This is a genomic window from Actinocatenispora sera (assembly GCF_018324685.1).
GTDB lineage: Bacteria > Actinomycetota > Actinomycetes > Mycobacteriales > Micromonosporaceae > Actinocatenispora > Actinocatenispora sera.
Window position 1 is genome coordinate 6,798,219 of record NZ_AP023354.1, and the last position, 24,839, is coordinate 6,823,057.

Sequence of the window (24,839 nt, forward strand, 5' to 3'; positions counted from 1 at the left end):
TACACCGAACGTTTGACAGACCCCTGGCCGGGCGGGGTGAGAACGCCGAGGCTGAGACCTGGTACCGCCGCGCCGCCACCGCCGGTGACACCGACGCGATGACTGGTCTCGGAGTCCTGCTGGCGAGGCGGGGCGAGAAGGCCGAGGCTGAGACCTGGTACCGCCGCGCCGCCACCGCCGGTGACACCGACGCGATGACTGGTCTCGGAGTCCTGCTGGCGAGGCGGGGCGAGAAGGCCGAGGCTGAGACCTGGTACCGCCGCGCCGCCACCGCCGGAAACACCGACGCGATGTTCAACCTCGGGCTCCTGCTGGCCAGGCGGGGTGAGAACGCCAAGGCCGAGACCTGGTGCCGCCGCGCCGCCACCGCCGGTGACACCAGCGCGATGAACAACCTCGCGGTCCTGCTCACCAGGCGGGGTGAGAACGCCGAGGCGAACGCCTGGCGACGGCGTGCGGCCGACGCTGGTGACACCAGCGCGATGAACAACCTCGCGGTCCTGCTCACCCGGCGAGGTAATAACGCCGAGGCTGAGACCTGGTGCCGCCGCGCCGCCGACGCCGGAAACACCGGCGCGATGTACAACCTCGGGGTCCTGCTGGCCAGACGGGGTGAGAACGCCGAGGCCGAAACGTGGTACCGCCGCGCCGCCGACGCCGGAAACACCGGCGCGATGTACAACCTCGGGGTCCTGCTGGCCAGACGGGGTGAGAACGCCGAGGCCGAAACGTGGTACCGCCGCGCCGCCGACGCCAGACACGCTAGCGCGATGAACAGGCTTGCGGCCCTGGATGCCGAGACGGTCGCTTGGCGACGGTTTGCTCGCAAATCGGATGTGTAGCGGAAACGATTGTTTCTGAGATAGCTCGAGACCGAGCCCCAACAGCGGAGCCTCGGGAGTCATCTTTTGTTCAGGGCTCATCTCTTCGAAACGGCGGTGTTTGCCACGGTGACATGTCTGCTCGATGACGGACGAGACGCACCGGGTGCCGAAACCTGCCTTGCTCACTGCTGCGGTCAACGGAGACCTCGACGACCAGTTCGGGCTCGACAGGTCGATACGGCACCGCTTCGGGCTGGCCGATGTGGCCGAGCCATCCTGCCGGTAGCGGCTGCGGCCACGGATGTGTGGCGCGTTGATGACCACGGTCGGGTGGGCGCAACAGCGGCGCGATCTGCGCCGCCTGCGCGGTAGTGATGCGGGTCGTTCGACCGACCACTCGCAGGCGGTGGTCGGCGTCGAACCGGCCGAGGATGAGTGTTTCGGGCTCCGATCGCGAACCGGTGAGCCCACCGACCACACACTCCGTGGTGTGCCGTACCCACTGGTAACACGTCCGTATTCGAGAGCTGTTGTATTCCTCTGGTTTGACTCGGGCTTTCGGTGCGGCACCGTAAGACGGCGGACATCGTGCGTTGCCGCGGATGTTGTGGGCGGCGCTCAGCCTGGGTGGCTTCGGCTCGTGCTGACGCTGCTGGTCACCTCTGGTTGCGGGCGGGTGTGGTGCGGGTGAGGCGGTGGATGGCGGTCAGGCCGTCGGGGGTGCCGGGCCATTGTCGGGCGATGGAGTCGGTGCCGGCGCGTCGGATGGTGGAGCGCAGGACGAGGGCGACGATGATGGCGTCGTCGGCGTAGCCGAGTACCGGGATGAAGTCCGGGATCAGGTCGAATGGCAGGGCGAGGTAGGCCAGCAGCAGCCACAATCGGATCCGTACCCCGCGGGGCAGGGTGTTGTCTCGGGCCAGTCGTGTGACCAGGCGAAGCAGGTCGGGCAGGATGCGCAGCATCTCGGTCAGCGCGTTGCCTTTCGGCCGCGCCAGGGCAAGGACTGCTACCAGCACGAGCCACAGCAGCAGCACGCCGGCGATCACGCTGATCGCGGCGATCAGCAGCTCAGTCCACATCGCTTGCCATCTTCCCGGTATCGCTGGTGTCGTGCCAGATGTTGCGGACCTCGCGCGCGGCGTAGAACATCAGCACGTAGCCGGCCAGTGGGTCGGCCCACCACCAGCCGGCTGTCGCGTTGAGCGCCAGCCCGGCCAGTACCGCAGCGGCGAGGATGCCGTCGACCAGCGTGACGCGCCCTTCGACTGCCAGTACTCGGTTTCCCAGCGCTGCGCCGGTGTGGGTCTTCCCGAACGCTAGGCCGAACATCACCAGCGCGGTCCAGGCGATCCCGGCCGGCGAGTGTCGCGACCGGTGGCGAGGACGAGGGTGGACTGCACGGCGAGGTAGAGCGCCAGTGCGGCGAACGCGGCGCCGATCAGCCGCAGCGCGCGGCGTTGCCGCCGCGCGCCGGCGCCGGACAGTTCCCAGAGCACGACGGTGGAGGCGCCGATCTCGATCAGCGAGTCGAGGCCGAAGCCGGCTAGCGCGACCGAGCGGGCGGTCATCGCCGCGACCGCTAGCACCGCGATGCCGATCATGCTCCAGCCCAGGGTGACCAATTCCAGCGCGTACCCACGGCGCAGCAGCCGACGCCGGGCCCGATCATCGGTCACGGTCACCGCCCCGTCATGCCGGGGTATCCGCGGCCTCGGACGTGCCGCCAGGTCAGCAGTGGCCCGGACGCGCCGTCGGTGTCGGGTGGGGTGCCGGTGAGGAGGAAGCCGGCGGCGCGGGCGACGCCGTTGCTGGCGGTGTTGGCGGGGTCAATGCGGAGCAGCACCTGTTGCATGGCGAGCGTGTGGTACGCGTAGTCGGTCATCAACCTGACGGCGCGGCTGGTGAGTCCTTGGCGGCGGTGGGTGGGGCCGATGGCGTAGGCGAGTTCGGCGGACGGGCCTCCGGGGCCGCGACCGTCGGGACCGGTGGCGAACAGGAGGATTTCGCCGAGCGGATCGACGCGGTCGGTGGTGATGGCGAGTTGGATACTGCGGCCCTCGGCGCGCCGGATTCGGGCCTGGTCCAGGTACTCGCGGGCAGCGGACAGGTCGAACGGGGAGGCCAGTGGTGTCCACGCGGCCACCGTCGGATCGTCGAACAACTCCACCATGGCGGGTAGATCAGCGTCGCCCCATTCGCGCAGGTGCAGGCCCAACCCCACGATGTTCACCTGGGCCGGGAACCGCCCGGACGGTGGCGTGCCGGCGGCGGTCATCGCTGGCCCCGGACGTTGCGGCGGGTGGGATGGGGCCAGGCGGCGGTGCGCAGCAGGCGCAGTCCGTTGAGGCCGACGATGACGGTGGAGCCTTCGTGGCCGGCCACTCCCAGCGGCAGCGGGAGGTGGCCGACCAGGTCCCAGACGACCAGGCCGGTGATGAAGGTGGCGGCGATGACCAGGTTGGCGCTCACCACCCGGCGGGCGCGACGCGACAGGGCGATCACGGCCGGTACCGCGGTGAGCTCGTCGCGGACCACGACGGCGTCGGCGGTCTGCAGGGTCAGGTCGGAGCCGGCGCCACCCATGGCGATGCCGGCGTGTGCGGCGGCCAAGGCGGGGGCGTCGTTGATGCCGTCGCCGACGATGGCGACCCGCTCGCCGGCGCGCTCCAGCTTCTGGACGGCGGTCACCTTGCCCTCGGGCAGCAGCCCGGCGTGCACGTCTGGGATGCCGACCTGATCGGCGAGGCGGCGGGCGGCGTGCGGGTTGTCGCCGGTGAGCAGTACCGGCAGCTGACCGGTCAGATCGGCCACGGCGGCCACCGCGCCGCGGGCGTCGGGTCGCAGCTGGTCGGTGATGCCCAGCACGCCCACCGGATGGTGCTCGACCAGGACCACGACCGCGGTCTGCCCGCTGTCGGCGAGCTGCTCGGCGGCGGCGCGGGCGGCGGCGAAGTCCGGGCCGGTGGCGCAGGAGGGCAGCAGCGCGGTCGGGGCCCCGACCTGTACCAGCTCGGCGTCGAGGCGGGCGGACACGCCGCGGCCCGGCTGCGCGCTGAACCAGTCCACCGGCCGTACCGGGATGCCGCGGTCGCGGGCGGCGCGGACGACGGCGGCGGCGAGCGGGTGTTCGCTGGGGTGCTCGACGGCGGCCGCGGCCGCCAGCACCTGTTGGTCCGTGTACCCGGGCACGGCGCGGATCTCGGCCAGGTGCGGCACGCCGCGGGTCAGGGTGCCGGTCTTGTCGAACGCGACGCGGGTGGTGGTGCCAAGCTGTTCCATCACCACCGCGGACTTGACGAGTACGCCGTGGCGGCCCGCGTTGGCGATCGCGGCCAACAGCGGCGGCATCGTGGCCAGTACGACCGCGCACGGGGAGGCGACGATCATGAAGGTCATCGCCCGCAACAGCGAGGTGCGCACCGCCTCACCGAACAGCAGCGGGGTCACGAACAGCAGGATCGTGGCCGCGACCATGCCCACCGAGTACCGCTGCTCGACCTTCTCCACGAACAGCTGGGTGCGGGCCTTTGTGCGCGACGCCTCCGCCACCAGAGCGGCGATGCGCGCCACGACCGACTCGCCGGCCGGGCGGTCCACCCGTACGGTCAGGGCGCCGGCGCCGTTGAGGGTGCCGGCGAACACCTCGTCGCCGGTGGTCTTGTCCACCGGCAGCGGCTCGCCGGTGATGGTGGCCTGGTCGACCTCGCCGGCGCCGTCGGTCACCGATCCGTCGGCGCCGATGCGCTCGCCGGGGCGGACCAGGATCAGCTCGCCGACCGCCAGCTGCGCCACCGGTACGGTCGTCTCGCGGCCGGCGGCGTCCAGGCGGGTGGCGGTGTCGGGGGCCAGGTCCAGCAGGCCGCGCACGCTGTCTTCGGTACGGGCGGTGGCGAGTGCCTCCAGCGCGCCGGAGGTGGCGAAGATGACGATCAACAGCGCCCCGTCGAGTACCTGTCCGATCGCGGCGGCACCGATGGCGGCGACGACCATCAGCAGGTCGACATCGAGTGACTTGTCCCGCAACGCTTTCAGCCCGGCCAGGCCGGGCTCCCAGCCGCCGGCGACATAGCAGGCCAGATACAGCGGCCAAGACGCCCAAGCCGGCCCTCCGACGAGCTGGACGGACAGCCCAGCGAGGAACAGCACCAGCGCCGTGGCCGCCCAGCGCATCTCCGGCAGCGCGAACAGCCGGGTGCGGCGTACCGGCAGCGGTGGTGGGGTTCGTGGCGGGGCAGGCGTGGTGGTCAGGCTGCTCACGGCAGCTCCCCTCGGCCGGGTGATCGGTGGCTCCGGCCGCCGACCATACCAGAACACATGAAGAGGTCTTCATACATGCGGGTTACGCTAGGCTCACCGCATGGGACACGGACCAGACGGCAAGCCCGGCCCCGCCGGCACCCTGGACGCCGACGCGGCGGCCACCGTCGCGGCCACCCTGCAGGCGCTGGCCACCCCCAGCCGGCTGCTGATCCTCACCCGGCTGCGCCAGAGCCCCTGCCCGGTCGGCGAGCTGGCCGACACCATCGGCATGGAGCAGTCCGCCGTCTCCCACCAACTGCGCCTGCTGCGCGCCCTGGGCCTGGTCACCAGCACCCGATCGGGGCGACGCATCGTCTACGCCCTGTTCGACAACCACGTCGCCCAACTGCTCGACGAAGCCATCTACCACATCGAGCACCTCCGGCTCGGCAAGCACGACACACCTGCCACAGTTACCGAGCCCACCGCCGGCTAGCGTCAGTGCCGTTGACGGCCGGAGTTGTTGCTCTTCATGCTCGCAACGTCTCGTGAGGTGACTGTGAGGCTATTGAGGTAGTCTGCCCAGCTCTCGCTTGCCAATGTGGCCCATCGTTCAGCAGTTCGGGGGCGCAGGCCGAACAGGTCGGAGATCACCAGCGGGGGCATGTCGGCGAGCGCGCACCCCTTGTTCGAGGTTGCAGCGAACTCTCGGGGTCGGACACTCGCCGCATTCTCATCGCCGCGCCGACCTACTGTGCTGACGAGCGATGACGTCGGCATCGGGCGTACCTCGAGCTGGCCGCCGACAAGCTCACGGGTCCAGAGCTGGCAGCGGCGTTCGGCCGGGTGGCCGGTGCGCCGGCCCGGTACGAGGCCGAGCCGGTTGAGCAGGTACGGGTGCACAGCGAGGAGCTGGCCGCGATGTTCGACTGGTTCGCCACGGTCGGCTTCCGGGCCGATCCGGCGCAGCTGCGCGCCCTGCACCCGGGTGCCATGACTATGGCGGCGTGGGCCAGTCGGCGCTGGACCGTATCGGCCGAGCCGGGCCCCGACATCCTGAGCCCTGATGCGGGCGGCGGATCTCCCGGGCGAACGGGAACCGGGCGGCACTCGCCGTCCGGTTCCGTCATCCACTGTGGACAGACAGGCCACAATGTCTACTCTGGACCATTCCACGTCGTCCACTATGGACAGGCGCTACCGGTCCGTCTTGTCGTTGCGAGTCGCCTGGTAGCGGTCCGCGTAGGTGTCGGAGTCCTTGATCAGGTCGTCGCAGAACGCCGCCACGTCGGTACCGACGAGCTCCAGCACGCCCTTCCCACCGGCTGCGCCCTCCGCGAAGAAGTCCACAATGCCGGGCAGCAGCGGGCCATCGGCCAGATCCACCGGACCCACCTTGAAGTAGTACTTCTGGATCTCCCGGTAGACGATCTGGTAGTCGCGGGGCAGCTTCCGGACCCGCGCCTGGTGGGTCCGCCACTGCTTCTTGCCCTCGATGATGTCCTGGACTCCCATGTCAGCCTCCCATCTGTCCCAGTTTGCGGGCGATGTTGCGGTTCAGCTGGTCGCGCCAGCGGTCGCGGTAGTTACGGGCGCCGGCGCCGCCGGCCAGCGCCGCGCAGAACCCGGCCACGTCGTCGCCGAGCACCTCGCCCACGCTCTGTCCCTCGGCCGCTGACTCCTCCAGCAGCCCCAAGGCGCCGTCCAGGATCGGGGTCAGGTTGCGGCCACTGAAGTCGGCGTAGGTCGTCAGCCCGGAGCGGACCTGCCGCCACCCCGCCTGATAGTCCGCCGGCAGCTCCGCGGCCCGCGCCTCGAACCCCTTCCACTCCCGGCTAATGGCGCTGCCTGTGACCTTTTCCCAGAAGTTCATTTCGTACCCTTTCGACACTGCCGGACCGTCGCCGGTCAGGAGATCTTGCGGCGGTAGACGACCATCCCGCCGGCGAACGCGACGACGAGGATGCCGACCATCCAGGCCAGCGCGATCCAGATGTCACTGCTGACCGGCTGCTGCGCGAACAGCGCCCGGACCGTGTTGACGATCGGCGTCACCGGCTGGTTCTCGGCGAACCACCGCACCGGACCGGGCATCGTGTTCGTCGGCACGAACGCCGAGCTGATGAACGGCAGGAAGATCAACGGGTAGGAGAACGCGCTCGCCCCCGAGATCGACTTCGCGCTGAGCCCGGGGATGACTGCCGCCCAGGTCAACACCAGGGTGAACAGCGCCAGGATGCCGGCCACCGCGAACCACGCCCCGACCCCCACGCCGGTACGGAAGCCCATCGCGAACGCGACGCCGAACACCACCGCGACCGAGATCAGGTTGGCCACCAGCGAGGTCAGCACATGGGACCAGAGCACACCGGTACGGGCGATCGGCATCGACCGGAACCGCCCGAAGATCCCGGTCGTCATGTCGGTGAAAATCCGGAACGCGGTGTACGAGATGCCCGAGGCCACCGTCATCAGCAGGATGCCGGGCAGCAGGTAACCCACGTACTTTCCGCTGCTGGCGCCCTGGCTGATCGCGCCACCGAACACGTACACGAACAGCAGCATCATCGCGATCGGGACCACCGCGGTCGTGATGATGGTGTCCACGCTGCGGGTGACGTGCTTGAGCGAGCGTCCGGTGAGGACGGCGGTGTCGCCGATGACATGCGCACTCATGACTTCCCTTCGGCTGCAGCGGTGGTCAGGTCGGTGTCGCCGACCAGGGTGAGGAACACGTCCTCCAGGCTCGGCTGCTTCTCCACGTACTCCACCTGCGCCGGCGGCAGCAGCCGCTTCAGCTCGGCGAGCGTGCCGTTCACCAGGATCCGCCCCTGGTGCAGGATCGCGATCCGGTCCGCCAGCTGCTCCGCCTCGTCCAGGTACTGGGTGGTCAGCAGCACCGTGGTGCCGCCCGCCGACAGCTCCCGGACCGCCTGCCACACCTCGATCCGCGCCTGCGGGTCGAGCCCGGTGGTCGGCTCATCGAGGAAGATCACCGACGGGTCGCCGATCAGGCTCATCGCGATGTCCAGCCGCCGGCGCATGCCGCCCGAGTACGTGGCGACCTTCCGCCCCGCCGCGTCGGTCAGCGAGAACCGGGCCAGCAGCGTGTCGGAGACCGCACGCGGCTTCGGGACGTGCCGCAGCCGCGCCACCAGTACCAGGTTCTCGCGGCCGGTGAGCACCTCGTCCACAGCCGCGAACTGGCCGGTCAGGCTGATCGAGCCGCGCACCTCGGCCGGCTGCCGGGCGACGTCGAAGCCATTGACACCGGCGGTACCGCCGTCGGCGCGCAGCAGCGTGGTCAGGATATTGACGATCGTGGTCTTGCCCGCGCCGTTCGAGCCGAGCAGCGCGAAGATGCTGCCCCGTGCCACGTCGAACTCGACGCCACGCAGCACCGGCAGCTTCCCGTACGACTTGACCAGGTCGCGGACCTGGATCACTGGACCGCCCGCCCTGCTGGAATCGTTGTCGGACATGGTCACTTGTCTCCTTGGCGGAGTTGTTCGAGCCGTTCGGACAGGAAGCCCCAGGTCTTCCAAAAGTCGTCGAGGTAGTCCCGGCCATCGGCGTTGAGGGAGTAGACCTTGCGGGGCGGCCCCTTCTCGGACGCGACCTTGGCCACGTCGACCAGCCCGTGCCGCTCGACCCGGACCAGCAGCGCGTAGACGGTGCCCTCGGCGATGTCGGCGAAGCCCTGGTCCCGCAGCCACGCCGTGATCTCGTACCCATACGCCGGCCGGCGGGCCAGCACTGCGAGGACGATGCCCTCCAGCGTGCCCTTGAGCATCTCGGTCACCAGCTTGCCCATGGGCGCCCACCTTTCTACTCAGTGTCGTTGACTACCGGTAGATAGTAACGCTGACTACTGGTAGATAGCAACACTGAATACCGAGTCGGTCGTACGAGCCAGCCCGGTCGGCGCGGCCACCCGGCCCGGTCTGCCGGTCACGCTCCGGCGTTCCGCGGCGGCAAGGTGCCAACGCCAGGAGCAATGTGAGGTGTGGCCATGCGCCCGTTGTTCGAGGTAGCAAAACTGGTGGCGACGGCTCGACCAGGGATGAAGGAGTCGTCGGGTGCGACCCCGGCCCGGACCTGCCCAGTGCGCTTCGGGCATGGGTGGCCCAGGCTGCGGCCGTGGGCGGGGTCGCCCGCATCCTCGGCCGGCTGTCGCGTCGCCTCGACAGAACCGCGCCGCTGTGCGATCCCGCGGCCGCGCCGAGCAGGGCGCATCCGCGGCTGCCGCCGGGAATCCTGGCGAAAGTCGATGCGGTCTCCAGCGGCCGGTTGGGCGCGCTGTCAGCGTCGACGGGCGGGAATGAGCTGTGCGCCCTGCCGGTCACCGATCGCCGGCCCCGCCCCGTACTCGTCGTGCACCGAGGTCCGCACCGGCGGCCGTCACCGCCGCCGAGCGAGCCCTGCTGTCCGCAGCGACGGTACCGCTCGGCCTTGCCCTGCGGGAGCGGGAGGTCGGGACCGGGCGGCTCGGCTGGATCGGGTCGAGGCGCGCAACCGCGAGGCGGTGCTGTATCTCCTGCAGGCCGGCGCGACTTCGGGGGCGTGCCGGGCCGGGGACTGTATGAGGTTCGGTTCTGTGTCAGGTTTCGTGGTCGGCTTAGTTGCGGAGGATGCGGTGGCGAAGGAGCCGGAGTCCGGCCCGTCCGAACATTTGCCTCTTAAGTAGTTTGATCTTGGTGTTGGCTCCTTCGGTCGGCCCGTTGCTGTAGGGCAGGGTCAGGCCGGCGGTCACAGCGGCCTGGTCTTTGATCAGACCGTCGAGGAACTGGTCGAAGCCTGGCAGCCCCAGCGGTCTGGTCGCCTCGATCCAGTCGGGTAGATCATGGCCGTGCCGCCAGGTGAGGATCTTGGCGAACGTCTGGACTTGGCGCATCAGCGCGGTCATCTGCTGGCAGCGGCCGGTCAGGCGCTTGAGTTGACGGCGCCGGGCTGTGTCCGTGCCTGAACTGTTGTCCACCATGGCAACCCTGATCGGCGGCGCGATGCCCGGCAGCAACCCGCTGTACTTCTTCCACTGGTGGACGCTCAACGCCATGCGGTCCGGCCCATGGAAGCTGCACGTGGACCACTTCCCCGAGACCCGAACCGGGCGCAGTGCACGAAGCTGCCCCAGCTGTTCAACCTTGAGAAGGCTCCCGGCGAGTGCTACGACCTGAGACACCCGAGGTCCTCACCGACCTCATCGGAGCAGCAGCCGGTCGGATGAACCAGATTCGTGACCAACAACAGGAGGCCGAGGCACGTGCGGCTGGCCGCGCGGGACTTGACGCATACATCGAAGAACCCAAGAAGAGACATGCACGCCTGGGTCCGGCCGGGTTGAGGAGCTCCAGAAGCCCACGATCGTCGAGTTCACCGACGTTACTCCGACCGCAGTAGAGCAGCTTGTCAGCGGTCAGCGAATACCTCCGCACGATCGAGTTCCTCGGGGATCATGTCACTTGCGGCCCTGCACTAAAGGTTGTCCCGTAATGATCTTGATGGGTTGACGCGGAAGGACTTCACGGCCGCGTCGGGCCGGTCATACGACCATGGTCAGGTTGCGCATCAACGCGATACCGGCGGCGGCGTACCAGACGCCTCGTTGTTTGCGGCGGCAGTCGCGGAGGATCTTCCAGGACTTCATGTGGGCGAAGCAGTGCTCGACGCGGGCGCGGATACGGCGGTGGACGGTGTTGAGGTCCTGTTTCCACTGCGGCAGCGGCGGTTCACCCTCGCGCGGCTTGCGGTAGGGCATGATTACCTCCGGGTTGCCCTGGTAGCCGCCGTCGGCCATTACCGCCGCGCCGGCGCACTGTTGGTCGACGCCGGAGTCGGTGTAGGCGCGGCAGTCGTTGCGGTTGCCGGGCAACGGATCTCCGACCGCGACGGTCAGGCGGGTGTTGGCGTCGATGGCCACTTGCAGGTTGGTGGAGTACCGGTAGTTCTTCGACCGGGCCGACATGTTCCGGTCGTGGGTGGGCGCCAGCGTGCCGTCCACGATCAGGACCGTGTCGGGTCGGTGCCGGCGGCTCTGGGGCTCCAGTACCAGGTGTGGGGCCAGGTGATCGACGATGCGCCCGGCGGCCGACTTCGATACTCCGAACAGCGGCGCGATCTGCCGCAGGGTCAGGTTGGTGCGGTAGTAGGTGGCCACCAACAGCACCCGGTCGGCCAGCGGGAGCCCCCACCGGCGGCCAGCGCCGGTCTGCTGTCCGCCGCGACCAGCCACGATGGCCACCAGCTTGCCGAACTGCCGGGCTGACAGGCCGGTGAACACCGGGATCCACTGCGGCTGATCGGACCTGATCGTCTGCTCCACACCAAGGTCAACGACCGAGCGGACCAACGATTACGGGACAACCTTTAGTCCCAGGACGCCACCCACCATGACCAGCCTTGCGGTGCCGCCGGCCAGCTGGCATCGGGCTGCCAGCCGCTGGGCGGAGTCCATCCCGGCGGCGGTGGCGGCCAGTCTGGTGGCGGGTTGAAGCGGAACGATGTCGGCGGAGGCGGGATCGGTTCGCTGGATGGAGTTGCCGTCGTAGCGCTGGACGTCGGAGGCGCTGCCACGGCCGGTGCCGCCGCCCGGGCCTGCCGCGTGGATGTCCGCGCGTCCAACCACGTGTCGGGCAACTCATGCGCCCGCAACGCGTACAGGACCACTTCGGTCTTGATCCGGTTGCCCTTCACCACGGCACGTACCGCAGTGATGGTGTCCTGCTCGGCCAGATGCTGAATGGTCGGGATCATGTCGCCGCTCATCTTGGGTGTCAGTTGCCCGATACGCTCCTCGTCGATGCGTACCTCGACCACGGCACGCGAGGCGCGGACGGTCTGCTGCACCACCTCGTGCAGGGTCGCATGTACCCAGCACTCGCCCTCGGGACGCAGCCATGCACTCAGCGTGTCCAGGTGCTGATCTTCACCAGTGACCTGGATGGCGTGCCCGTACGGCAGCAGACGGTGAGTGCTCGACGGTGCCGCATTTGCTGGCACCAGCATGTGCGGTTCCGCCAGGTCCAGGCGCACACTGCCGTGAAACTCCCGGCGCCGGTGATCCTCGTAATCTTCCCATTCCGAGCCCCAGACCCGCGCCATAACCCGTGGCGTCCAACCGTGCGATGCCAATCTCGAAAGGACCGGTGAATATCTCACCGCTTCCTCCCGCGGCAGATAACCGAGCAGATGTTTACCCACCCGCACGGCAACCGCGTGCTGGTCATGCCGGTTGCCCGGCTCTGGAACCAGCTCGACGTCTATCCGAACCTCGGTGCCCGAGGGTTTGAACGCGTTACCCAACACGGTTCGAATGGCCTTCGCATGGTGTGACTCGCCCGCCACCTCCACCGACGCCCAGCCCCGCTGGCCCCACACATCGAACGGCATCGACATGGCCCACAGCGTAGCGATGCCAATGCGCATCGTGGGATGGCCGAACGGTCGATACCGGCATCACTGCCTCACGAACGCTTCTTCATCACCGGCCACGGTAGGGAGCGTAAGGCGGTCTGGCGTCAACCTCGCTGTCCGCACTATGAGGAGGACGACGAGGTGCGCCGAGCCGTGTACGGGCCACGCGAAGTATGCATCCGACATCGACCAAGCGAGCCTCCGAGCTACCTCGCCGATCAGCGGCCGGCCCTGCCCGACTTCTACGGCAGGACGAGGCCAGCCGGCCGAAGGCCATGGGCGACAGGGAGCGGGTGCTCGTCCACGGGTTCAAGGGGTGCCGCTGACGAACGGGACCAAGAACACTCGCCGCGAACGACACCCGACTTCTTCGGAGACGGCGCGCTCCGACACTAGGTCATCGCCGACATCAGCTTCGACCAAGCCTCCGCCCGCGACCTCACCGACCTGATCGACACCACCCTGACCTACCTGAGTACTCGCCAACCCGCGGACGGCTCCCCGGAAGCTTCGCCACGCGGGCTCGCTTCGTAGACCGCAGCTAGTGAGAGCCAGCCAGCGCCAGGTCGCCGCCGCGATCTCCCGAGACCAGGAACAGAGACGTGCACCCAACACCGTGCCTACCATCGGCGGATGCCGCTGGTGATCGTGTTGACTGGGCCATCCTGCTCCGGCAAGACCAGCCTCGCCCGCGCACTACAAACCGTCTTACCCGAACCGGCCCTGCACCTCGAAGCCGACCGTGCCTTCCCCACCCTGCCCGGAGACCATCCACACTGGTCCCATCCCCAACACCACCAGACGCTCACCCTGACGCTCCACCGGTCGATCGTGACCTGGGCCAAAGCCGGGTTCAACCTGATCATCGACGGTGCCCTGCCCTACGGGCATCCCGAACTACGCGCCGGCTGCCTTCGCATCCTCGAACCGTTCGCACCACGCCTGGTCGGCGTCACCTGCGCCACCCAGACCCTCACCGCCCGCGAACAAGCCCGCCACGTCGCTCAACCCGGCTGGGCCGCACACCAAGCCCACGACGTGAACGACGGACTCACACTCGACACCACCGTCGACACCTCGACCGCCGACCCCGCACAATGCGCGCGTTCCGTCCTCGATCAGCTGCTGAAACAGGGAAGCGACGCTCGGCGCCGCGGCTGAACTGCTCGCCCCGCCCGGGACCGCACTATCCTGAAGTAACACAGCGTATCGATGTACCGTGAGTGAGGATCACGGAATGGCAGGGATCCGTTGGGGCCCTTGACATCCGAGCATCCGACGAGCACCCAGTGTTCTTCCTGTGAATCACGGATAGTCATAGTCGCAGGTCGCTAAGGGCAAGTCGAATGATCTTGGGAAACCCGCCCCGGGTTAAAAGTCCACAGGTCAAGGCGGTAGGCCCGCGCAGAGATCTCAGTGTCTCAGCTGTTCTCCCGGCAGCACCTTCTACCAACCAGCCCTTACCTGCAATGCCGCGGAACGCGCAATGTGGGGAGGCGCATCGGTCGTCGCCGATAACGCCCACTCCCCCTGCGGCTCCCCCGCCGAGACCGCTCCGTCCAGCCCGGCTAATCCAAGGTTCACGCCCACGGCATTGGCGATCGCGACATCACCGCGACGGATCGGGCGGCTGCAGTCGCGAACGCCGCGGACCAGAGTGCCGAGCAAGATCACCCACGCGGGCGAACTTTCTGGAGGGATTTTCTGACCCCGTTGTAACGGGGTCAGGTCGGATCCTCCAGAAATCCTCCAGGGCATTGATCATCATGAATTTGATCTAGGTCACATGATCGACCCATGGCAATGAAAAAGGCCCGTTGACCTGCGGGAACGCATCAGTCAACGGGCCTTCGTGCGGGTGGAGCTGAGGGGACTCGAACCCCTGACCCCCACACTGCCAGTGTGGTGCGCTACCAGCTGCGCCACAGCCCCGTGCTCGTCGCTTCCGCGACGTGCGGTGGCAAGTGTACACAGCCGTGCCGGACCGCCCAGCCGGGTACCCCCGGGGTCAGTTGAGCGACGGATCGGACGGGAACAGGGCGATGGCGGCGAGCAGTCCGCCCTGCCTGCGCAGCACCATCGACCACAGATCGTCGGGGCGGGGGAAGAACGCGTCACCGGGCAGCCCGTCGAACACCAGCCAGGAGCCGGTGTCGATCTCCGACTCGAGCTGGCCGGCCTCCCAGCCGGCGTAGCCGGAGAACACCCGTACGCCCTCGATGCCCTCGTCCACGTCGTCCGGCCCGGCGGGCAGGTTGACCGAGCAGACCGGACCGGCCACGCGGGTGACGCCGCGAATCTCGCGTTCCGGCCGGACCCGGGCGAGGCAGATCGCGGCCTCGGGTTGCACCGGTCCGCCCTCGAACACCACGCCCGGGTCGCTGGCGCGGTCGGCCCAGCCGCCGAGCGCCTCGATGTCGCTGACCGGCATCTCCGTCGCCCGGTTCAGGACGACGCCGAGTGCGCCGCCGCGCTCGTGGGCGAGCAGCAGCACGACGGTGCGCTCGAAGTTCGGATCACGCAGGGCCGGGGTCGCGACGAGGAGTCGCCCGGTGAGCGACTCGACCGCCATGTCCCCGATCCTTCCTGGCTCGTGCCGCACGCCCGCCTCCCCAGCCGTACCGGTGGCCCACCGTCCACCGCTGTCCCCGCACGCTATCGACGTGCACCCCTCGCGCGGAAGTCGAAGTGCGCAACGCCAGCTAACAAGATTGTTGAGATTGCGGTCACGAACAGTGTCGGAAACCCGCCCTTCGGCGGACGGGCAGCGCCTCCGGCCGGTACCAGCGCAGGTGAGGGGCGTCCGCGGCGCCACGACGCGCGGTGACGATCGGTCCGTCACCGATCGGTAATCGGGCGCCGGCGGTACGGCCGCAAGAATGGTGGGCGACCCGTACCGACCGGGGCGGGCAGGAGCGAGAGGTGGTTCGGTGACCGAGGCGAGCACGGGGCCGGTGGCCGACGTCGGGGTGATCGGCGGGTCCGGGTTGTACGAGTTGCTCCCCGACGTGGTCGAGCACGTCGTCGACACGCCGTACGGGCCGCCGAGCGACCCGGTGATGGTCGGTGCCGTGCCCGGCGGGCGCCGGGTGGCGTTCGTACCGCGGCACGGTCGAGACCACCGCTACCCGCCGCACCGGATCCCGTACCGGGCGAACCTGTGGGCCCTCCGCTCGCTCGGGGTACGGCAGGTACTGGCGCCGTGCGCGGTCGGCTCGCTGCGGCCGGAACTCGGGCCGGGCACGTTCGTCCTGCCCGACCAGCTGGTCGACCGCACCAGCGGCCGGGTGCAGACCTACCACGACCACGGTGCGGTGCACGTCTCGTTCGCCGACCCGTACTGCCCGGTCGGCCGGGATCGGGTGGCGAGCGTCGCGGCGAGTACGGGTACCGAGGTGGTCGACGGCGGCACCATGGTCGTCGTGGAGGGGCCGCGGTTCTCCACCCGGGCGGAGTCGCAGTGGTTTGCCGCGCAGGGTTGGTCGGTGGTGAACATGACCGGCCACCCGGAGGCGGTGCTGGCCCGCGAGCTCGGCCTCTGCTACACGCCGATCGCGCTGGTCACCGACCTGGATGCGGGCATCGAGGCGGGCGCCGGGGTGAACCAGGACGAGGTCTTCGCGGTGTTCGCGGCCAACACCGAGCGGATGCGGGCGCTGTTGCTGCGCGCCGCCGCGGCGCTGCCGGTCGAGCCTGCGTGCGGCTGCGCCGAGTCGTACGAGCAGGCCGGGGTGACGCTGCCGTGATCCTCGTGACCGGCGGGGCCGGGTTCATCGGCTCGCACGTCGTCGACGCGCTGCGCGCGGCCGGCGAGCAGGTTCGGGTACTCGACTGCCTGCATCCCGCCGCGCACCACTCGATACCGTCCTATGTGGACGATGAGCTGGTCCGCGCGGACGTCCGGGATGCCGCCGCGGTGCGGGCCGCACTGTCCGATGTGGACGTCGTGGTGCACCAGGCGGCCATGGTCGGGCTCGGCGTCGACACCGCCGACCTGCCCGAGTACGTGGGCTGCAACGACCTGGGCACCGCGGTACTGCTGGCCGAGATGGCCGCCGCCGGGATACGCCGGCTGGTGCTCGCCTCGTCCATGGTGGTGTACGGCGAGGGCGGCTACGCGTGCGCCGAGCACGGCACGGTCCGGCCCGGACCGCGACGCGAGGCCGATCTGGCCGCCGGGCGGTACGAGCCGCCCTGCCCGTACTGCGGCGCCTGGCTGCGGCCGCGAAACGTGCCCGAGTCCGCCCCGCTGGATCCGCGGAACACGTACGCGGCAACGAAACTGGCGCAGGAGCATCTTGCCGCGGCGTGGGCCCGGGACACCGGCGGCTCGGTGGTGGCGCTGCGGTACCACAACGTGTATGGACCGCGGATGCCGCGGGACACCCCGTACGCCGGCGTGGCGGCGCTGTTCCGGTCGGCGCTGGAGCGGGGCGAGGCGCCCCAGGTGTACGAGGACGGGGCGCAGCGGCGCGACTTCGTGCACGTCCGCGACGTGGCCGCCGCCAACCTGGCGGCGGTGACCGCCACCGGACCTCGACCGTCCGACGCTGTGGCCGCCGCGGGGCCTCGACCGTCCGACGCTGTGGCCGCCGCGGGGCCTCGACCGCCCGATGCAGTGGCCGCCGCGGGCGATCGACCGCCCGCCGCCGACCTGGCCGCGGCGACCGCCACCGGGGCCGGATCGCCCGATGCCCGCCAGCCGGGCGCCGCCGGTCCGGCGGCGTTCGCGGCCGGCGGCAGCGGGTTCCGGGCGTACAACGTGGCGTCGGGGCAGCCGCACACCGTCGGCGAGATGGCGACGGTGCTGGCCGAGGCGTTCGGCGGGCCGGCGCCGGTGGTGACCGGCCGGTACCGGCTGGGCGACGTTCGGCACGTCGTCGCCGCGCCGGATCTGGCCCGCACCGAGCTCGGCTTCCGGGCCGCGATCGGGTTCGGCGACGGGGTGACCGAATTCGCTTCTGCGCCGCTGCGCAGGTGAGAGGCTCGCGGGTTGTCCACAGGGGTGCCGGTTGTGCACAGGGCGCGCTGCTGGCCGGCGGGCTCGGGCCGGCTCGGGGGTAGGGTCGTTGCGGGGTCGCCCCCCGGGTGGGTGGGGTGGAGCTATTACCCCACCCAGGCCGCTCCGACCGCGTTCGTCGGGTCAGGCGGGGAGGCGGACCAGGAAGCGGCAGCCGGTGTCCACGTTGGACACCGCCACCTCGCCGGCGTGCGCCTCGACCAGGCCGCGCACGATGGCGAGGCCGAGCCCGCCGCCTCCCCCGGCCGGGCGCGGGGTGCGTGCGGTCTCGCCGCGAAACGCCACGTCGAACACCCGGGGCAGGTCGGCCTCCGGGATGCCGCCGCAGGCGTCGGTGACCGCGAACCAGCCGTTCGCCCCGTCGCGCCCGCCGCTGACCATGACCGTACCGTCCGGCGGGGTGTGCCGGATCGCGTTGCGCAGCAGGTTCGCCAGCACCCGGGACAGCTCGGGCTCGCTGGCCCGCACCACCGGCCAGTCACCGGCGGCGGCGATCAGCCGGACCCGCTTGGCGATGGCCAGCGGTTCGGCCGAGGCGACCGCGTCGGAGACCAGATCGCCCAGCGGCACCGCGGACAGCGAGAGCCGTAGCGCGCCGGCGTTGATCCGGGACAGTTCGAACAGGTCGTCGACCAGCCCGGCCATCCGGTCGGTCTCGGTGCGGATCCGCCGGTGGTACTCGTCGACCGTGCCGCGGTCGGCGACCACGCCGTCCTCCAGGGCCTCGGCCATCGCGCGCAGCCCGGCCAGCGGGCTGCGCAGGTCGTGGCTGACCCAGGCGACCAGCTCGCGCCGGCTCGCCTCCAGCTGCCGTTCCCGGCGCCGCGCCTCGGCCGACCACATGCTCGCCGCCGCCAGCCGGCGACCCTGCCACAGCGCGGCGGCGAGGCTGACCACGCCGGCCACCGCGACCACGGTCAGCAGCACGCTCAGGTCGTGGGGCGAGATGAACATCGCCAGCGCGGTGCCGACCACACCGGCGGCCATCGCCAGCACCGTCACGGCGATCAGTACGCACACGTGTACCGTCACCGACCAGCCGCGACGCACCCGCAGCAGCACCGCGCCCGGCACCGCGACCGCGAGCGAACACCCCAGCGCGATCAGCACCACCAGGATCCGGTCGGTCATCGCGCACCTCCCCCGTCCGGCTGGTACCGGTAGCCCACGCCCCACACGGTGACGATCCGGTGCGGTTGGGCCGGATCGTGCTCCACCTTCTCGCGCAGTCGGCGCACGTGCACGGTCACCGTCGAGTGGTCGCCGAACGTCCAGCCCCACACCTGCGCGAGCAGTTCCTCCCGCCGGTAGGCGGTGCCCGGGTTGCGCGCCAGGAACGCCAGCAGGTCGAACTCGCGTACGGTGAGGTTGAGCCGCTGCCCGCCGAGCGTGGCGATCCGGGCCGCGGTGTCGACCACCAGGTCGCCGTCGCGCACCACCTCCGGCTGCGCCGGCGGGACCGGCCGGTACGAGCGGCGCAGCACCGACTGCACCCGCAGCGCCAGTTCCCGCGGGCTGAACGGCTTCGTCACGTAGTCGTCGGCGCCGGTGGCGAGGCCCAGGACCCGGTCGGACTCCTCGCCGAGGGCGGTGAGCATGATGACCGCGACGTCGGCGCCGGCCCGCATCCGCCGGCACACCTCGATCCCGTCCAGTCCGGGCAGCATCAGATCCAGCACCACCAGGTCGGGACGGTAGTCGGCGAACTCGCGCAACGCGCCCGGCCCGTCGGCGGCGAGCCGGACATCCAGCCCGTCGCGGTGCAGGTAGCGCGCAACCACGTCGGAGACGGTCGGATCGTCGTCCACCACGAGGACCCGGGCCGGCCGCTCGCTCACCGCACTCACCACCACGTCTCGATCGTCAGGGCGATCAACACCGCCCAGCCCAGTTGTACCGCGAGCAGCAGCCGACCGTACCGGCGGACCGGCAGCATCGCCGTCAACGGGAGCATCAGCAGCGCGAACGGGAGGTAGATGCGTTCCACCTCAGCCTTGGACAGGTCGGACACCAGCGCGCCGAGCACCGCCAGCGCGGCCGCGACCGGCAACACCAGCAGCCGGGACCGGCGCAGGAAGCCGAGCGCGGCGATCGTCGCCGGGCCCAGCACCACCGCGAGCGCGGCCGGGTTCGCGAGCAGGAAGTACCAGGTCGGCCGGTCCTGCCACACCGTCGGCGGGTGGACCGAGCGGGCGCCGGTACGGGTGCGTTCGGCGGCGAGCGACAGCCCGTGCCACCAGTCGAAGCCGGCCAGCCGGGCCGCCAGCAACAGCGCCAGCACCAGCACCGCCCCGATCAGCAGCGGCCAGATCCGTTGCGGCGACAGGGTTCCCCGCAGCCATCGCGACGCCGACCGGTCTTGTCGGGAAGGGCCGATTCCGCCCGGCCCGGCCGCATCGGGGGCGAACAGGACCACCGCGATCGCCGGGAGCACGAGCAGGCTCAGCCCGTACGAGAGGAACAGGCAGCTGCCCAGCGCGAATCCGCCGACGGCCGCGAGCAACCCGCGGCCCACCCACGACCGCCCGCCCCGGGCCGGCGCGGTGGTGACCGCGGGGGCGGCGGCGAAGGCCAGGGCGCACAGGCCGGCGGCGGCGACGCCGGCGAACAGGGCATCGGCGCTGGTCGCGATCCACAGTGCGGCCGGCGCCAGCGGTACGAACAGCGCCGCCCGGCGGCCGGCACCGGCGCCGCCGTACAGTCGGGTCAGGGCGAGCACGCTGGGCACCGCGAGGGCACCGCCGGCGATGCACAGCGCGGCGGCCCAGCCGAGACCACCGAGGCCGATCCGGTCCAGCAGCACGAACAGGCCGAGCGCGCCGGGCGGGTGGCCGCCGACGTGCACCGCCCACACCGGGCCGTTCGCGGGGTCGACCACGTGCCGGGCGAACGTGGCGAGGTAGTCGCCGAGATCCGTCACCCGCGGCACGTCGTGCGGGTACTGCTGGTACGGGGCGAGCGGCGCGGTCAGTCCCGCCGGCCCGTCCACCAGTGACAGCGCTACCGACCAGCCCGCGGCGACCACAGTGGACAGTGCCAGCAGCGGCCGCCAGCGCAGCCGGCGCACCAGCCGTGGCCAGCCCCAGTACGCCAGCCCCCCGGCCACCACCGGTACCGCCAGCCAGCCGGTGACGGTGGAGCGCCAGGACCCGGCGATCGGGTACGTCTGGCCGAGGTGCAGCGCCCCCGCGATCCGCACCCCGGCGAGGTGGCAGCCCAGCACCAGCGCGCCGGCCACCGCGAGCGGAACCAGCGCCCGCGGCCACCGAGCCGCCTCGGGCGCCGGCCGAGCATTCCGAGGTGGCCGCCTGGTGTCCTGACCTGTCGCGAGGTCCGGGACCGGCGCCAGGACGCCGGCGCGAGACCCCGACCCCCGTTCGGGATTCGGTACGGCACTGCTCACCGCGTCGACGCTAACCGACCCGGTGGGCGATCCTCGTCCGCCGGGCGGCGACGTTCGCGGTTCGTAAGAATCCGTCGTCGCGTCACCAAGCCGTAAGGGTCGGCGAACGGCTGCTGTGCCTAGGTTCTCGGCATGACCGACGTCATCCTGCCCTGCCTGAACGAGGCGGCGGCACTGCCCTGGGTGCTGTCCCGGATCCCGCCCGGGTTCACCGCGATCGTGGCCGACAACGGCTCCACCGACGCCTCCGCCGAGGTGGCCCGCGCGCACGGTGCGATCGTCGTGCCGGTACCGCGCCGCGGCTTCGGCGCCGCCGCGCACGCCGGGCTGTGCGCCTCCGACGCCGAGATCGTCTGCTTCGCCGACGCGGACGGCTCCTGCGATCCGGCGCAGCTGCCCGAACTGCTCGCCCCGCTGCTGGACCACACCGCCGATCTCGTCCTCGGCCGCCGGATACCCACCGACCGGTCCGCCTGGCCGACACACGCCCGGTACGCCAACGCCGTGCTCGCGCGGCGGCTGCGCCGGCGCTACCGGGTACCGCTGCGCGACCTCGGGCCGATGCGCGCCGCCTGGCGCCAGCCGCTGTTGTCCCTGGGCCTGACCGACCGCCGGTTCGGGTACCCGCTGGAGATGGTGCTGCGGGCGGCACACGACGGCTGGCAGGTGCGCGAGATCGAGGTGGACTACCGGCCGCGCGCCGCCGGTACCCGGTCGAAGGTCTCCGGCACGGTGCTCGGTACCGCCCGGGCCGTGCGCGACATGCGCCGCATCATGCGCGCCCTGCCGGCCGGGGGTGTCCGATGAGGACGCAGCTGCTGGTGATCGCGAAGTGGCCGGCGCCGGGCCGGGTCAAGACCCGGCTGTGCCCGCCGGCGACCCCGACGCAGGCGGCCCGGATCGCCGCCGCGGCACTGGACGACACGCTGGCGACGGTGTGGGCCACGCCCGCCGACCGGCGAACCCTCGTCGCCGCCGGCGAACCGCACCCCGACCATCCGGTACCGCACGCGGCCCGGTTCCCGGTCGTGGCGCAGCACGGCGAGGGCCTCGCCGAGCGGCTGGCCCACGCGTTCACCGACACCGCGAGGCCCGACACCGCCGCGGTACTCGTCGGCATGGACACCCCGCAGCTTCGGGTGGCGCAGCTGACCGCGGCGAGTACCGCGTTGCACACCGCCGACGCGGTACTGGGGCCGGCGGCCGACGGTGGTTGGTGGCTGCTGGGGCTGCGGCGGCCGGCGGATGCCGTGGCCCTGCTCGGGGTACCGATGTCCACTTCGGACACCGGGGCCGCGACGCTGGCCGCGTTGCGCCGCCGGGGTCTGCGGGTGGCACTGCTGGAGACGCTGCGCGACGTGGACACCGCGGCCGACGCCCGTGCCGTGGCACCACACTGCGGGCGCGGCCGGTTCGCCGCCGCCGTCGACTCGCAGTTGCGGCACGTCGCGGAGGTGCCGGCGTGACCGCGCCCTCGCTGGACGCCACCGCTCGGACCGCACCGAGTCCGGTTGCCATGTACGACGCCGCGTTGGCGCGGCACGTCGCCGGTGTACCGGCCACCCTGACCGCACATCCGGCCGCCGATCCGGTATCGCCCGGGGAGGGCGTCTGGTCGAGACCGTCCACCATGGACATCGCGACCTGGTGTGCGGCGCCCAACGAGACCGACCGGGCGCTCGTCGACCGGTGCACCGGCGCCACCCTGGACGTGGGGTGCGGGCCCGGGCGGTTCACGCTCGCGGTGGCCGCGACCGGCGTACCCGCGCTCGGCGTCGACATCGCGCCGGCCGCGGTCGCGCTGGTCCGGGCCCGCGGTGGGATCGCGCTGCGCCGGTCGGTGTTTGGCCGGCTACCCGGTCGCGGCCGCTGGCAGCACGTGCTGCTCGCGGACGGCAACATCGGCATCGGCGCCGACCCGGTCCGGCTGCTGCGGCGCTGCCGGGACCTGCTCGCACCGGGCGGGACGGTACTGGTGGAGGTCGGGCCGCCCGGGTCCGGCAGCGGGACGGCCGCACTCCGGCTGCGCGACGGGCAACGGTGCAGCGCCCCGTTCCGCTGGTCGTACCTGGCGGTCGACGCGCTGGCCGACACCGCCGCCGCGGCCGGGCTGCACGTCGGTACACAGTGGACGGAGGACGGGCGATGGTTCGCCGAGCTGGTCGGCTGAGGACGCTCTGGACCGCGGACCCGGTCTCGCTGTTGCCCCGACCGATCCGCGACCGGGTGCCGGCGGTGACCGCGCTGATCCGCGACCGGATGCCGGAGTTCCGCTCGCCGCTGCGGTCGACCCGGGTCACCTCCTGGCTGGGAATCGCGCTCGCGATCACGTTCCCGGTCTGCTTCGCCACCGGGCTGGTCTCGCACCTGATCCAGCATCCGCCGAGCTGGTTCGACTGGCCGTCCGCGCCGACCCAGCTGTACCGCGTGACCCAGGGCGTGCACATCGCGACCGGCATCGCCACGGTGCCGATCCTGCTGGCGAAGCTGTGGTCGGTCTACCCCAAGCTGTTCGAGTGGCCGCCGGTGCGCAACCTGGCCCACCTGCTCTCCCGGCTGTCGGTGTTCGTGCTGATCGGCGCCGCGCTGGCGCAGGTCACCACCGGCATCCTGAACATCGCCCGGTGGTACCCGCCGATGCCGTTCTTCTTCACCGTGGCGCACCACTGGCTGGCCTGGATCGCGATCGGCGCGCTGCTGGTGCACATCGCGGTGCAGCTCCCGACGGTACGCACCGCGCTCGCCCGCCGGCCGGCCGATCCGGGCGAGGGCGCGCACCCGGTGCACCGGCGCGGGGTGCTCGGCGCGGTCGGTGCGGCGGTCGGCGTGGTCACGCTGGTCTCCGTCGGCCAGACGTTCCGGCCACTGTCCCGGCTGGACCTGCTCGCACCTCGCCGCCCCGACATCGGTCCGCAGCACCTGACGGTGAACAAGTCCGCCGTCGAGGCGGGCGTCACCCGGGCCGACGACCGGTACCGGCTGCACATCGACGGCCCCCGCCCGCGCGTCCTGACCCTCGCCGAGCTGGCCGCGCTGCCGCACCGCACCGTCGCGCTGCCGATCGCCTGCGTCGAGGGCTGGAGCGCCACCGGGCACTGGACCGGCGTACCGATCCGGCACCTGCTCGCGCTCGTCGGCGCCCCGGCGGGCAGCCGGCTGCGGGTGGAATCGGCGCAGCGTGGCGGCCTGTACCGGGCGGCAACGTTGCCCGCTGCGCACTGCCGCGACCCGCGCAGCCTCCTGGCGCTGCGGCTCAACGGCGCCGAACTCGACCTCGACCACGGCTACCCGTGCCGGGTGATCGCCCCCAACCTGCCCGGCGTGCTGCAGACCAAGTGGGTCGACCGCCTGGTGGTACTGCCATGAGAACGATCCGCGCCGCCCTCGTGGCGCTCGGCCTCGCCGGCATCGGCTACGGCGCGCTGGGCCTTGCCACCCAGTCCCGGCCGATCTCGGTCGGACTGTTCGCCGTGGTTGCGATCCTCGGCCACGACCTGCTGTTGGCGCCGCTCGCGCTGCTGGTCGCCGTGCTGGCCCGCCGGCTGGTACCGGCCGATCTGTACCCCGTGGTCCGCGGCGGCCTGATCGTCACGGCTGCCGTGGTCCTGGCGTTCCTGCCGACCGTGCTCGGCTTCGGGTACCGCACGACGAACCCGTCCGCGCTGCCGCTGAACTACCCGCTCGGCCTCGCCGTCACCCTCGGCGCGGTCTGGCTGGTCACGGCCGCACTCGCCGTCCTGCGCCGACGTCGCCGGGCCGGGTCGCGCCGGCCCGCCGCCGACTCCTCGCGCCCACACCCTGGGGCGAAACCCTGAGCCTGGCCGTCCGTTGCTCGTTCGAAGGATGGAGATCCGGGTGGTCGGGGACCATCCAAGGTGGGATGACACCGCCGGCGACCGCCGCCTAGGGTTTTCCCAGCGGTGGTCGCCGGCCCGCT

The 24,839-nt window shown here is 71.1% G+C and carries 28 protein-coding genes, 1 tRNA gene and 1 pseudogene; 10 read left to right on the forward strand and 20 right to left on the reverse strand.

Going from position 1 to position 24,839, the window contains the following annotated elements:
• The first annotated feature begins 23 nt into the window (after positions 1 to 23).
• Positions 24 to 842 carry a tetratricopeptide repeat protein gene (locus Asera_RS31905; protein WP_280529776.1) on the forward strand — a complete coding sequence of 273 codons (819 nt, stop codon included), beginning with the start codon at positions 24 to 26 and terminating at the stop codon, positions 840 to 842.
• 70 nt (positions 843 to 912) lie between these two features.
• Here the strand turns inward: Asera_RS31905 and Asera_RS34105 are convergent, their stop codons facing one another.
• From Asera_RS34105 to Asera_RS31935, 6 genes are all read right to left on the reverse strand, one after another.
• Positions 913 to 1,302, reverse strand: coding sequence for an ATP dependent DNA ligase (locus Asera_RS34105; protein WP_169745939.1), 390 nt, complete (start codon positions 1,300 to 1,302; stop codon positions 913 to 915).
• A 178-nt stretch (positions 1,303 to 1,480) separates the two neighbouring features.
• Entirely contained in the window at positions 1,481 to 1,906 is a 426-nt protein-coding gene (locus Asera_RS31915; protein WP_030450025.1) for a YkvA family protein, read from the reverse strand.
• Positions 1,896 to 2,159, reverse strand: coding sequence for a hypothetical protein (locus Asera_RS31920; RefSeq protein ID WP_211255827.1), 264 nt, complete (start codon positions 2,157 to 2,159; stop codon positions 1,896 to 1,898). The genes Asera_RS31915 and Asera_RS31920 overlap by 11 nt, the downstream gene beginning before the upstream one ends.
• A complete protein-coding gene (locus Asera_RS31925; RefSeq protein WP_211255828.1) occupies positions 2,156 to 2,509 on the reverse strand; it encodes a hypothetical protein in 354 nt (117 codons plus the stop codon). The genes Asera_RS31920 and Asera_RS31925 overlap by 4 nt, the downstream gene beginning before the upstream one ends.
• Positions 2,506 to 3,102 (reverse strand): GNAT family N-acetyltransferase, encoded by a 597-nt coding sequence (locus Asera_RS31930; RefSeq protein WP_030450026.1) that lies wholly within the window; start codon positions 3,100 to 3,102, stop codon positions 2,506 to 2,508. Before Asera_RS31930 ends, Asera_RS31925 begins: the two co-directional genes overlap by 4 nt.
• Positions 3,099 to 5,084 (reverse strand): heavy metal translocating P-type ATPase, encoded by a 1,986-nt coding sequence (locus Asera_RS31935; RefSeq protein ID WP_035298969.1) that lies wholly within the window; start codon positions 5,082 to 5,084, stop codon positions 3,099 to 3,101. The genes Asera_RS31930 and Asera_RS31935 overlap by 4 nt, the downstream gene beginning before the upstream one ends.
• Positions 5,085 to 5,184: 100 nt before the next feature.
• Between Asera_RS31935 and Asera_RS31940 the strand changes: the two genes are divergently transcribed.
• Complete coding sequence (locus tag Asera_RS31940; RefSeq protein ID WP_212804780.1) at positions 5,185 to 5,562, forward strand: ArsR/SmtB family transcription factor; 378 nt, start codon at positions 5,185 to 5,187, stop codon at positions 5,560 to 5,562.
• 2 nt (positions 5,563 to 5,564) lie between these two features.
• Here the strand turns inward: Asera_RS31940 and Asera_RS31945 are convergent, their stop codons facing one another.
• The 9 genes from Asera_RS31945 to Asera_RS31985 all read right to left on the reverse strand — a co-directional run bounded on the left by Asera_RS31945 (position 5,565) and on the right by Asera_RS31985 (position 12,461).
• A complete protein-coding gene (locus tag Asera_RS31945; protein WP_157035259.1) occupies positions 5,565 to 6,050 on the reverse strand; it encodes a hypothetical protein in 486 nt (161 codons plus the stop codon).
• Between the two features lie 213 nt (positions 6,051 to 6,263).
• A complete protein-coding gene (locus Asera_RS31950) occupies positions 6,264 to 6,581 on the reverse strand; it encodes a DUF1048 domain-containing protein (protein WP_030450034.1) in 318 nt (105 codons plus the stop codon).
• Between the two features lies 1 nt (position 6,582).
• Positions 6,583 to 6,939 carry a DUF1048 domain-containing protein gene (locus Asera_RS31955; protein WP_030450033.1) on the reverse strand — a complete coding sequence of 119 codons (357 nt, stop codon included), beginning with the start codon at positions 6,937 to 6,939 and terminating at the stop codon, positions 6,583 to 6,585.
• 35 nt (positions 6,940 to 6,974) lie between these two features.
• Complete coding sequence (locus Asera_RS31960) at positions 6,975 to 7,742, reverse strand: ABC transporter permease (RefSeq protein ID WP_030450032.1); 768 nt, start codon at positions 7,740 to 7,742, stop codon at positions 6,975 to 6,977.
• The gene (locus Asera_RS31965; protein WP_035298973.1) at positions 7,739 to 8,548 is read right to left on the reverse strand and encodes an ABC transporter ATP-binding protein; all 810 of its coding nucleotides are present in this window, start codon (positions 8,546 to 8,548) and stop codon (positions 7,739 to 7,741) included. The genes Asera_RS31960 and Asera_RS31965 overlap by 4 nt, the downstream gene beginning before the upstream one ends.
• A 2-nt stretch (positions 8,549 to 8,550) precedes the next feature.
• Entirely contained in the window at positions 8,551 to 8,880 is a 330-nt protein-coding gene (locus tag Asera_RS31970; RefSeq protein ID WP_030450030.1) for a PadR family transcriptional regulator, read from the reverse strand.
• Between the two features lie 804 nt (positions 8,881 to 9,684).
• On the reverse strand, positions 9,685 to 10,122 hold the full coding sequence (locus Asera_RS31975; RefSeq protein WP_157035258.1) for a transposase: 438 nt from the start codon (positions 10,120 to 10,122) through the stop codon (positions 9,685 to 9,687).
• 486 nt (positions 10,123 to 10,608) lie between these two features.
• A complete protein-coding gene (locus tag Asera_RS31980) occupies positions 10,609 to 11,388 on the reverse strand; it encodes a transposase (protein WP_212804483.1) in 780 nt (259 codons plus the stop codon).
• A 44-nt stretch (positions 11,389 to 11,432) separates the two neighbouring features.
• Positions 11,433 to 12,461, reverse strand: coding sequence for an HIRAN domain-containing protein (locus Asera_RS31985; RefSeq protein ID WP_212804782.1), 1,029 nt, complete (start codon positions 12,459 to 12,461; stop codon positions 11,433 to 11,435).
• A gap of 648 nt (positions 12,462 to 13,109) precedes the next feature.
• On the opposite strand from Asera_RS31985, the pseudogene Asera_RS31990 reads away from it, so the two are divergent.
• Positions 13,110 to 13,640: pseudogene (locus Asera_RS31990) on the forward strand (phosphotransferase-like protein); the annotation flags it as partial.
• Positions 13,641 to 14,338: 698 nt separating this feature from the next.
• Here Asera_RS31990 and Asera_RS31995 read toward each other — a convergent pair.
• Positions 14,339 to 14,411, reverse strand: a tRNA-Ala gene (locus tag Asera_RS31995).
• A 76-nt stretch (positions 14,412 to 14,487) separates the two neighbouring features.
• Positions 14,488 to 15,051 carry a YqgE/AlgH family protein gene (locus Asera_RS32000; protein WP_030449353.1) on the reverse strand — a complete coding sequence of 188 codons (564 nt, stop codon included), beginning with the start codon at positions 15,049 to 15,051 and terminating at the stop codon, positions 14,488 to 14,490.
• 358 nt (positions 15,052 to 15,409) lie between these two features.
• On the opposite strand from Asera_RS32000, the gene Asera_RS32005 reads away from it, so the two are divergent.
• Both Asera_RS32005 and Asera_RS33470 read left to right on the forward strand, forming a co-directional pair.
• Entirely contained in the window at positions 15,410 to 16,225 is an 816-nt protein-coding gene (locus Asera_RS32005) for an S-methyl-5'-thioadenosine phosphorylase (RefSeq protein WP_280529755.1), read from the forward strand.
• A 5-nt stretch (positions 16,226 to 16,230) separates the two neighbouring features.
• The gene (locus Asera_RS33470) at positions 16,231 to 17,460 is read left to right on the forward strand and encodes an NAD-dependent epimerase/dehydratase family protein (protein WP_084132741.1); all 1,230 of its coding nucleotides are present in this window, start codon (positions 16,231 to 16,233) and stop codon (positions 17,458 to 17,460) included.
• 162 nt (positions 17,461 to 17,622) lie between these two features.
• On the opposite strand, the gene Asera_RS32015 is transcribed toward Asera_RS33470, so the two are convergent.
• From Asera_RS32015 to Asera_RS32025, 3 genes are read right to left on the reverse strand one after another with little or no spacing between them, the layout of a single operon-like run.
• Positions 17,623 to 18,630 carry a sensor histidine kinase gene (locus Asera_RS32015; RefSeq protein WP_030449356.1) on the reverse strand — a complete coding sequence of 336 codons (1,008 nt, stop codon included), beginning with the start codon at positions 18,628 to 18,630 and terminating at the stop codon, positions 17,623 to 17,625.
• Entirely contained in the window at positions 18,627 to 19,337 is a 711-nt protein-coding gene (locus Asera_RS32020) for a response regulator transcription factor (RefSeq protein WP_211255784.1), read from the reverse strand. The genes Asera_RS32015 and Asera_RS32020 overlap by 4 nt, the downstream gene beginning before the upstream one ends.
• Before the next feature lie 5 nt (positions 19,338 to 19,342).
• Entirely contained in the window at positions 19,343 to 20,737 is a 1,395-nt protein-coding gene (locus Asera_RS32025; RefSeq protein ID WP_051802971.1) for a hypothetical protein, read from the reverse strand.
• A 297-nt stretch (positions 20,738 to 21,034) separates the two neighbouring features.
• Here Asera_RS32025 and Asera_RS32030 point away from each other — a divergent pair, with 297 nt between their 5' ends.
• Genes Asera_RS32030 through Asera_RS32050 form a run of 5 tightly spaced genes read left to right on the forward strand, consistent with a single transcriptional unit; the run spans position 21,035 to position 24,717 of the window.
• On the forward strand, positions 21,035 to 21,709 hold the full coding sequence (locus tag Asera_RS32030; RefSeq protein WP_030449359.1) for a glycosyltransferase family 2 protein: 675 nt from the start codon (positions 21,035 to 21,037) through the stop codon (positions 21,707 to 21,709).
• A complete protein-coding gene (locus Asera_RS32035; RefSeq protein WP_030449360.1) occupies positions 21,706 to 22,368 on the forward strand; it encodes a TIGR04282 family arsenosugar biosynthesis glycosyltransferase in 663 nt (220 codons plus the stop codon). The genes Asera_RS32030 and Asera_RS32035 overlap by 4 nt, the downstream gene beginning before the upstream one ends.
• Positions 22,365 to 23,072, forward strand: a complete 708-nt coding sequence (locus Asera_RS32040; RefSeq protein ID WP_030449361.1) for a class I SAM-dependent methyltransferase — start codon at positions 22,365 to 22,367, stop codon at positions 23,070 to 23,072. The genes Asera_RS32035 and Asera_RS32040 overlap by 4 nt, the downstream gene beginning before the upstream one ends.
• Positions 23,048 to 24,268, forward strand: coding sequence for a molybdopterin-dependent oxidoreductase (locus Asera_RS32045; RefSeq protein WP_244844123.1), 1,221 nt, complete (start codon positions 23,048 to 23,050; stop codon positions 24,266 to 24,268). Before Asera_RS32040 ends, Asera_RS32045 begins: the two co-directional genes overlap by 25 nt.
• Positions 24,265 to 24,717, forward strand: a complete 453-nt coding sequence (locus Asera_RS32050; RefSeq protein ID WP_157035152.1) for a hypothetical protein — start codon at positions 24,265 to 24,267, stop codon at positions 24,715 to 24,717. Before Asera_RS32045 ends, Asera_RS32050 begins: the two co-directional genes overlap by 4 nt.
• Positions 24,718 to 24,839 lie beyond the last annotated feature (122 nt).

Excerpts from the sequence above, each read along its gene's own strand:
- Asera_RS31970 (WP_030450030.1), bottom strand. The coding sequence starts at position 8,880 with ATGGGCAAGCTGGTGACCGAGATGCTCAAGGGCACGCTGGAGGGCATC.
- Asera_RS31955 (WP_030450033.1), bottom strand. The coding sequence starts at position 6,939 with ATGAACTTCTGGGAAAAGGTCACAGGCAGCGCCATTAGCCGGGAGTGG.
- Asera_RS31915 (WP_030450025.1), bottom strand. The coding sequence starts at position 1,906 with ATGTGGACTGAGCTGCTGATCGCCGCGATCAGCGTGATCGCCGGCGTG.
- Asera_RS32045 (WP_244844123.1), top strand. The coding sequence starts at position 23,048 with ATGGTTCGCCGAGCTGGTCGGCTGAGGACGCTCTGGACCGCGGACCCG.
- Asera_RS31960 (WP_030450032.1), bottom strand. The coding sequence starts at position 7,742 with ATGAGTGCGCATGTCATCGGCGACACCGCCGTCCTCACCGGACGCTCG.
- Asera_RS32000 (WP_030449353.1), bottom strand. The coding sequence starts at position 15,051 with ATGGCGGTCGAGTCGCTCACCGGGCGACTCCTCGTCGCGACCCCGGCC.
- Asera_RS32035 (WP_030449360.1), top strand. The coding sequence starts at position 21,706 with ATGAGGACGCAGCTGCTGGTGATCGCGAAGTGGCCGGCGCCGGGCCGG.
- Asera_RS32015 (WP_030449356.1), bottom strand. The coding sequence starts at position 18,630 with ATGACCGACCGGATCCTGGTGGTGCTGATCGCGCTGGGGTGTTCGCTC.
- Asera_RS31940 (WP_212804780.1), top strand. The coding sequence starts at position 5,185 with ATGGGACACGGACCAGACGGCAAGCCCGGCCCCGCCGGCACCCTGGAC.
- Asera_RS31950 (WP_030450034.1), bottom strand. The coding sequence starts at position 6,581 with ATGGGAGTCCAGGACATCATCGAGGGCAAGAAGCAGTGGCGGACCCAC.
- Asera_RS31965 (WP_035298973.1), bottom strand. The coding sequence starts at position 8,548 with ATGTCCGACAACGATTCCAGCAGGGCGGGCGGTCCAGTGATCCAGGTC.
- Asera_RS31985 (WP_212804782.1), bottom strand. The coding sequence starts at position 12,461 with ATGTCGATGCCGTTCGATGTGTGGGGCCAGCGGGGCTGGGCGTCGGTG.
- Asera_RS31975 (WP_157035258.1), bottom strand. The coding sequence starts at position 10,122 with ATGGCGTTGAGCGTCCACCAGTGGAAGAAGTACAGCGGGTTGCTGCCG.
- Asera_RS31930 (WP_030450026.1), bottom strand. The coding sequence starts at position 3,102 with ATGACCGCCGCCGGCACGCCACCGTCCGGGCGGTTCCCGGCCCAGGTG.
- Asera_RS32050 (WP_157035152.1), top strand. The coding sequence starts at position 24,265 with ATGAGAACGATCCGCGCCGCCCTCGTGGCGCTCGGCCTCGCCGGCATC.
- Asera_RS32030 (WP_030449359.1), top strand. The coding sequence starts at position 21,035 with ATGACCGACGTCATCCTGCCCTGCCTGAACGAGGCGGCGGCACTGCCC.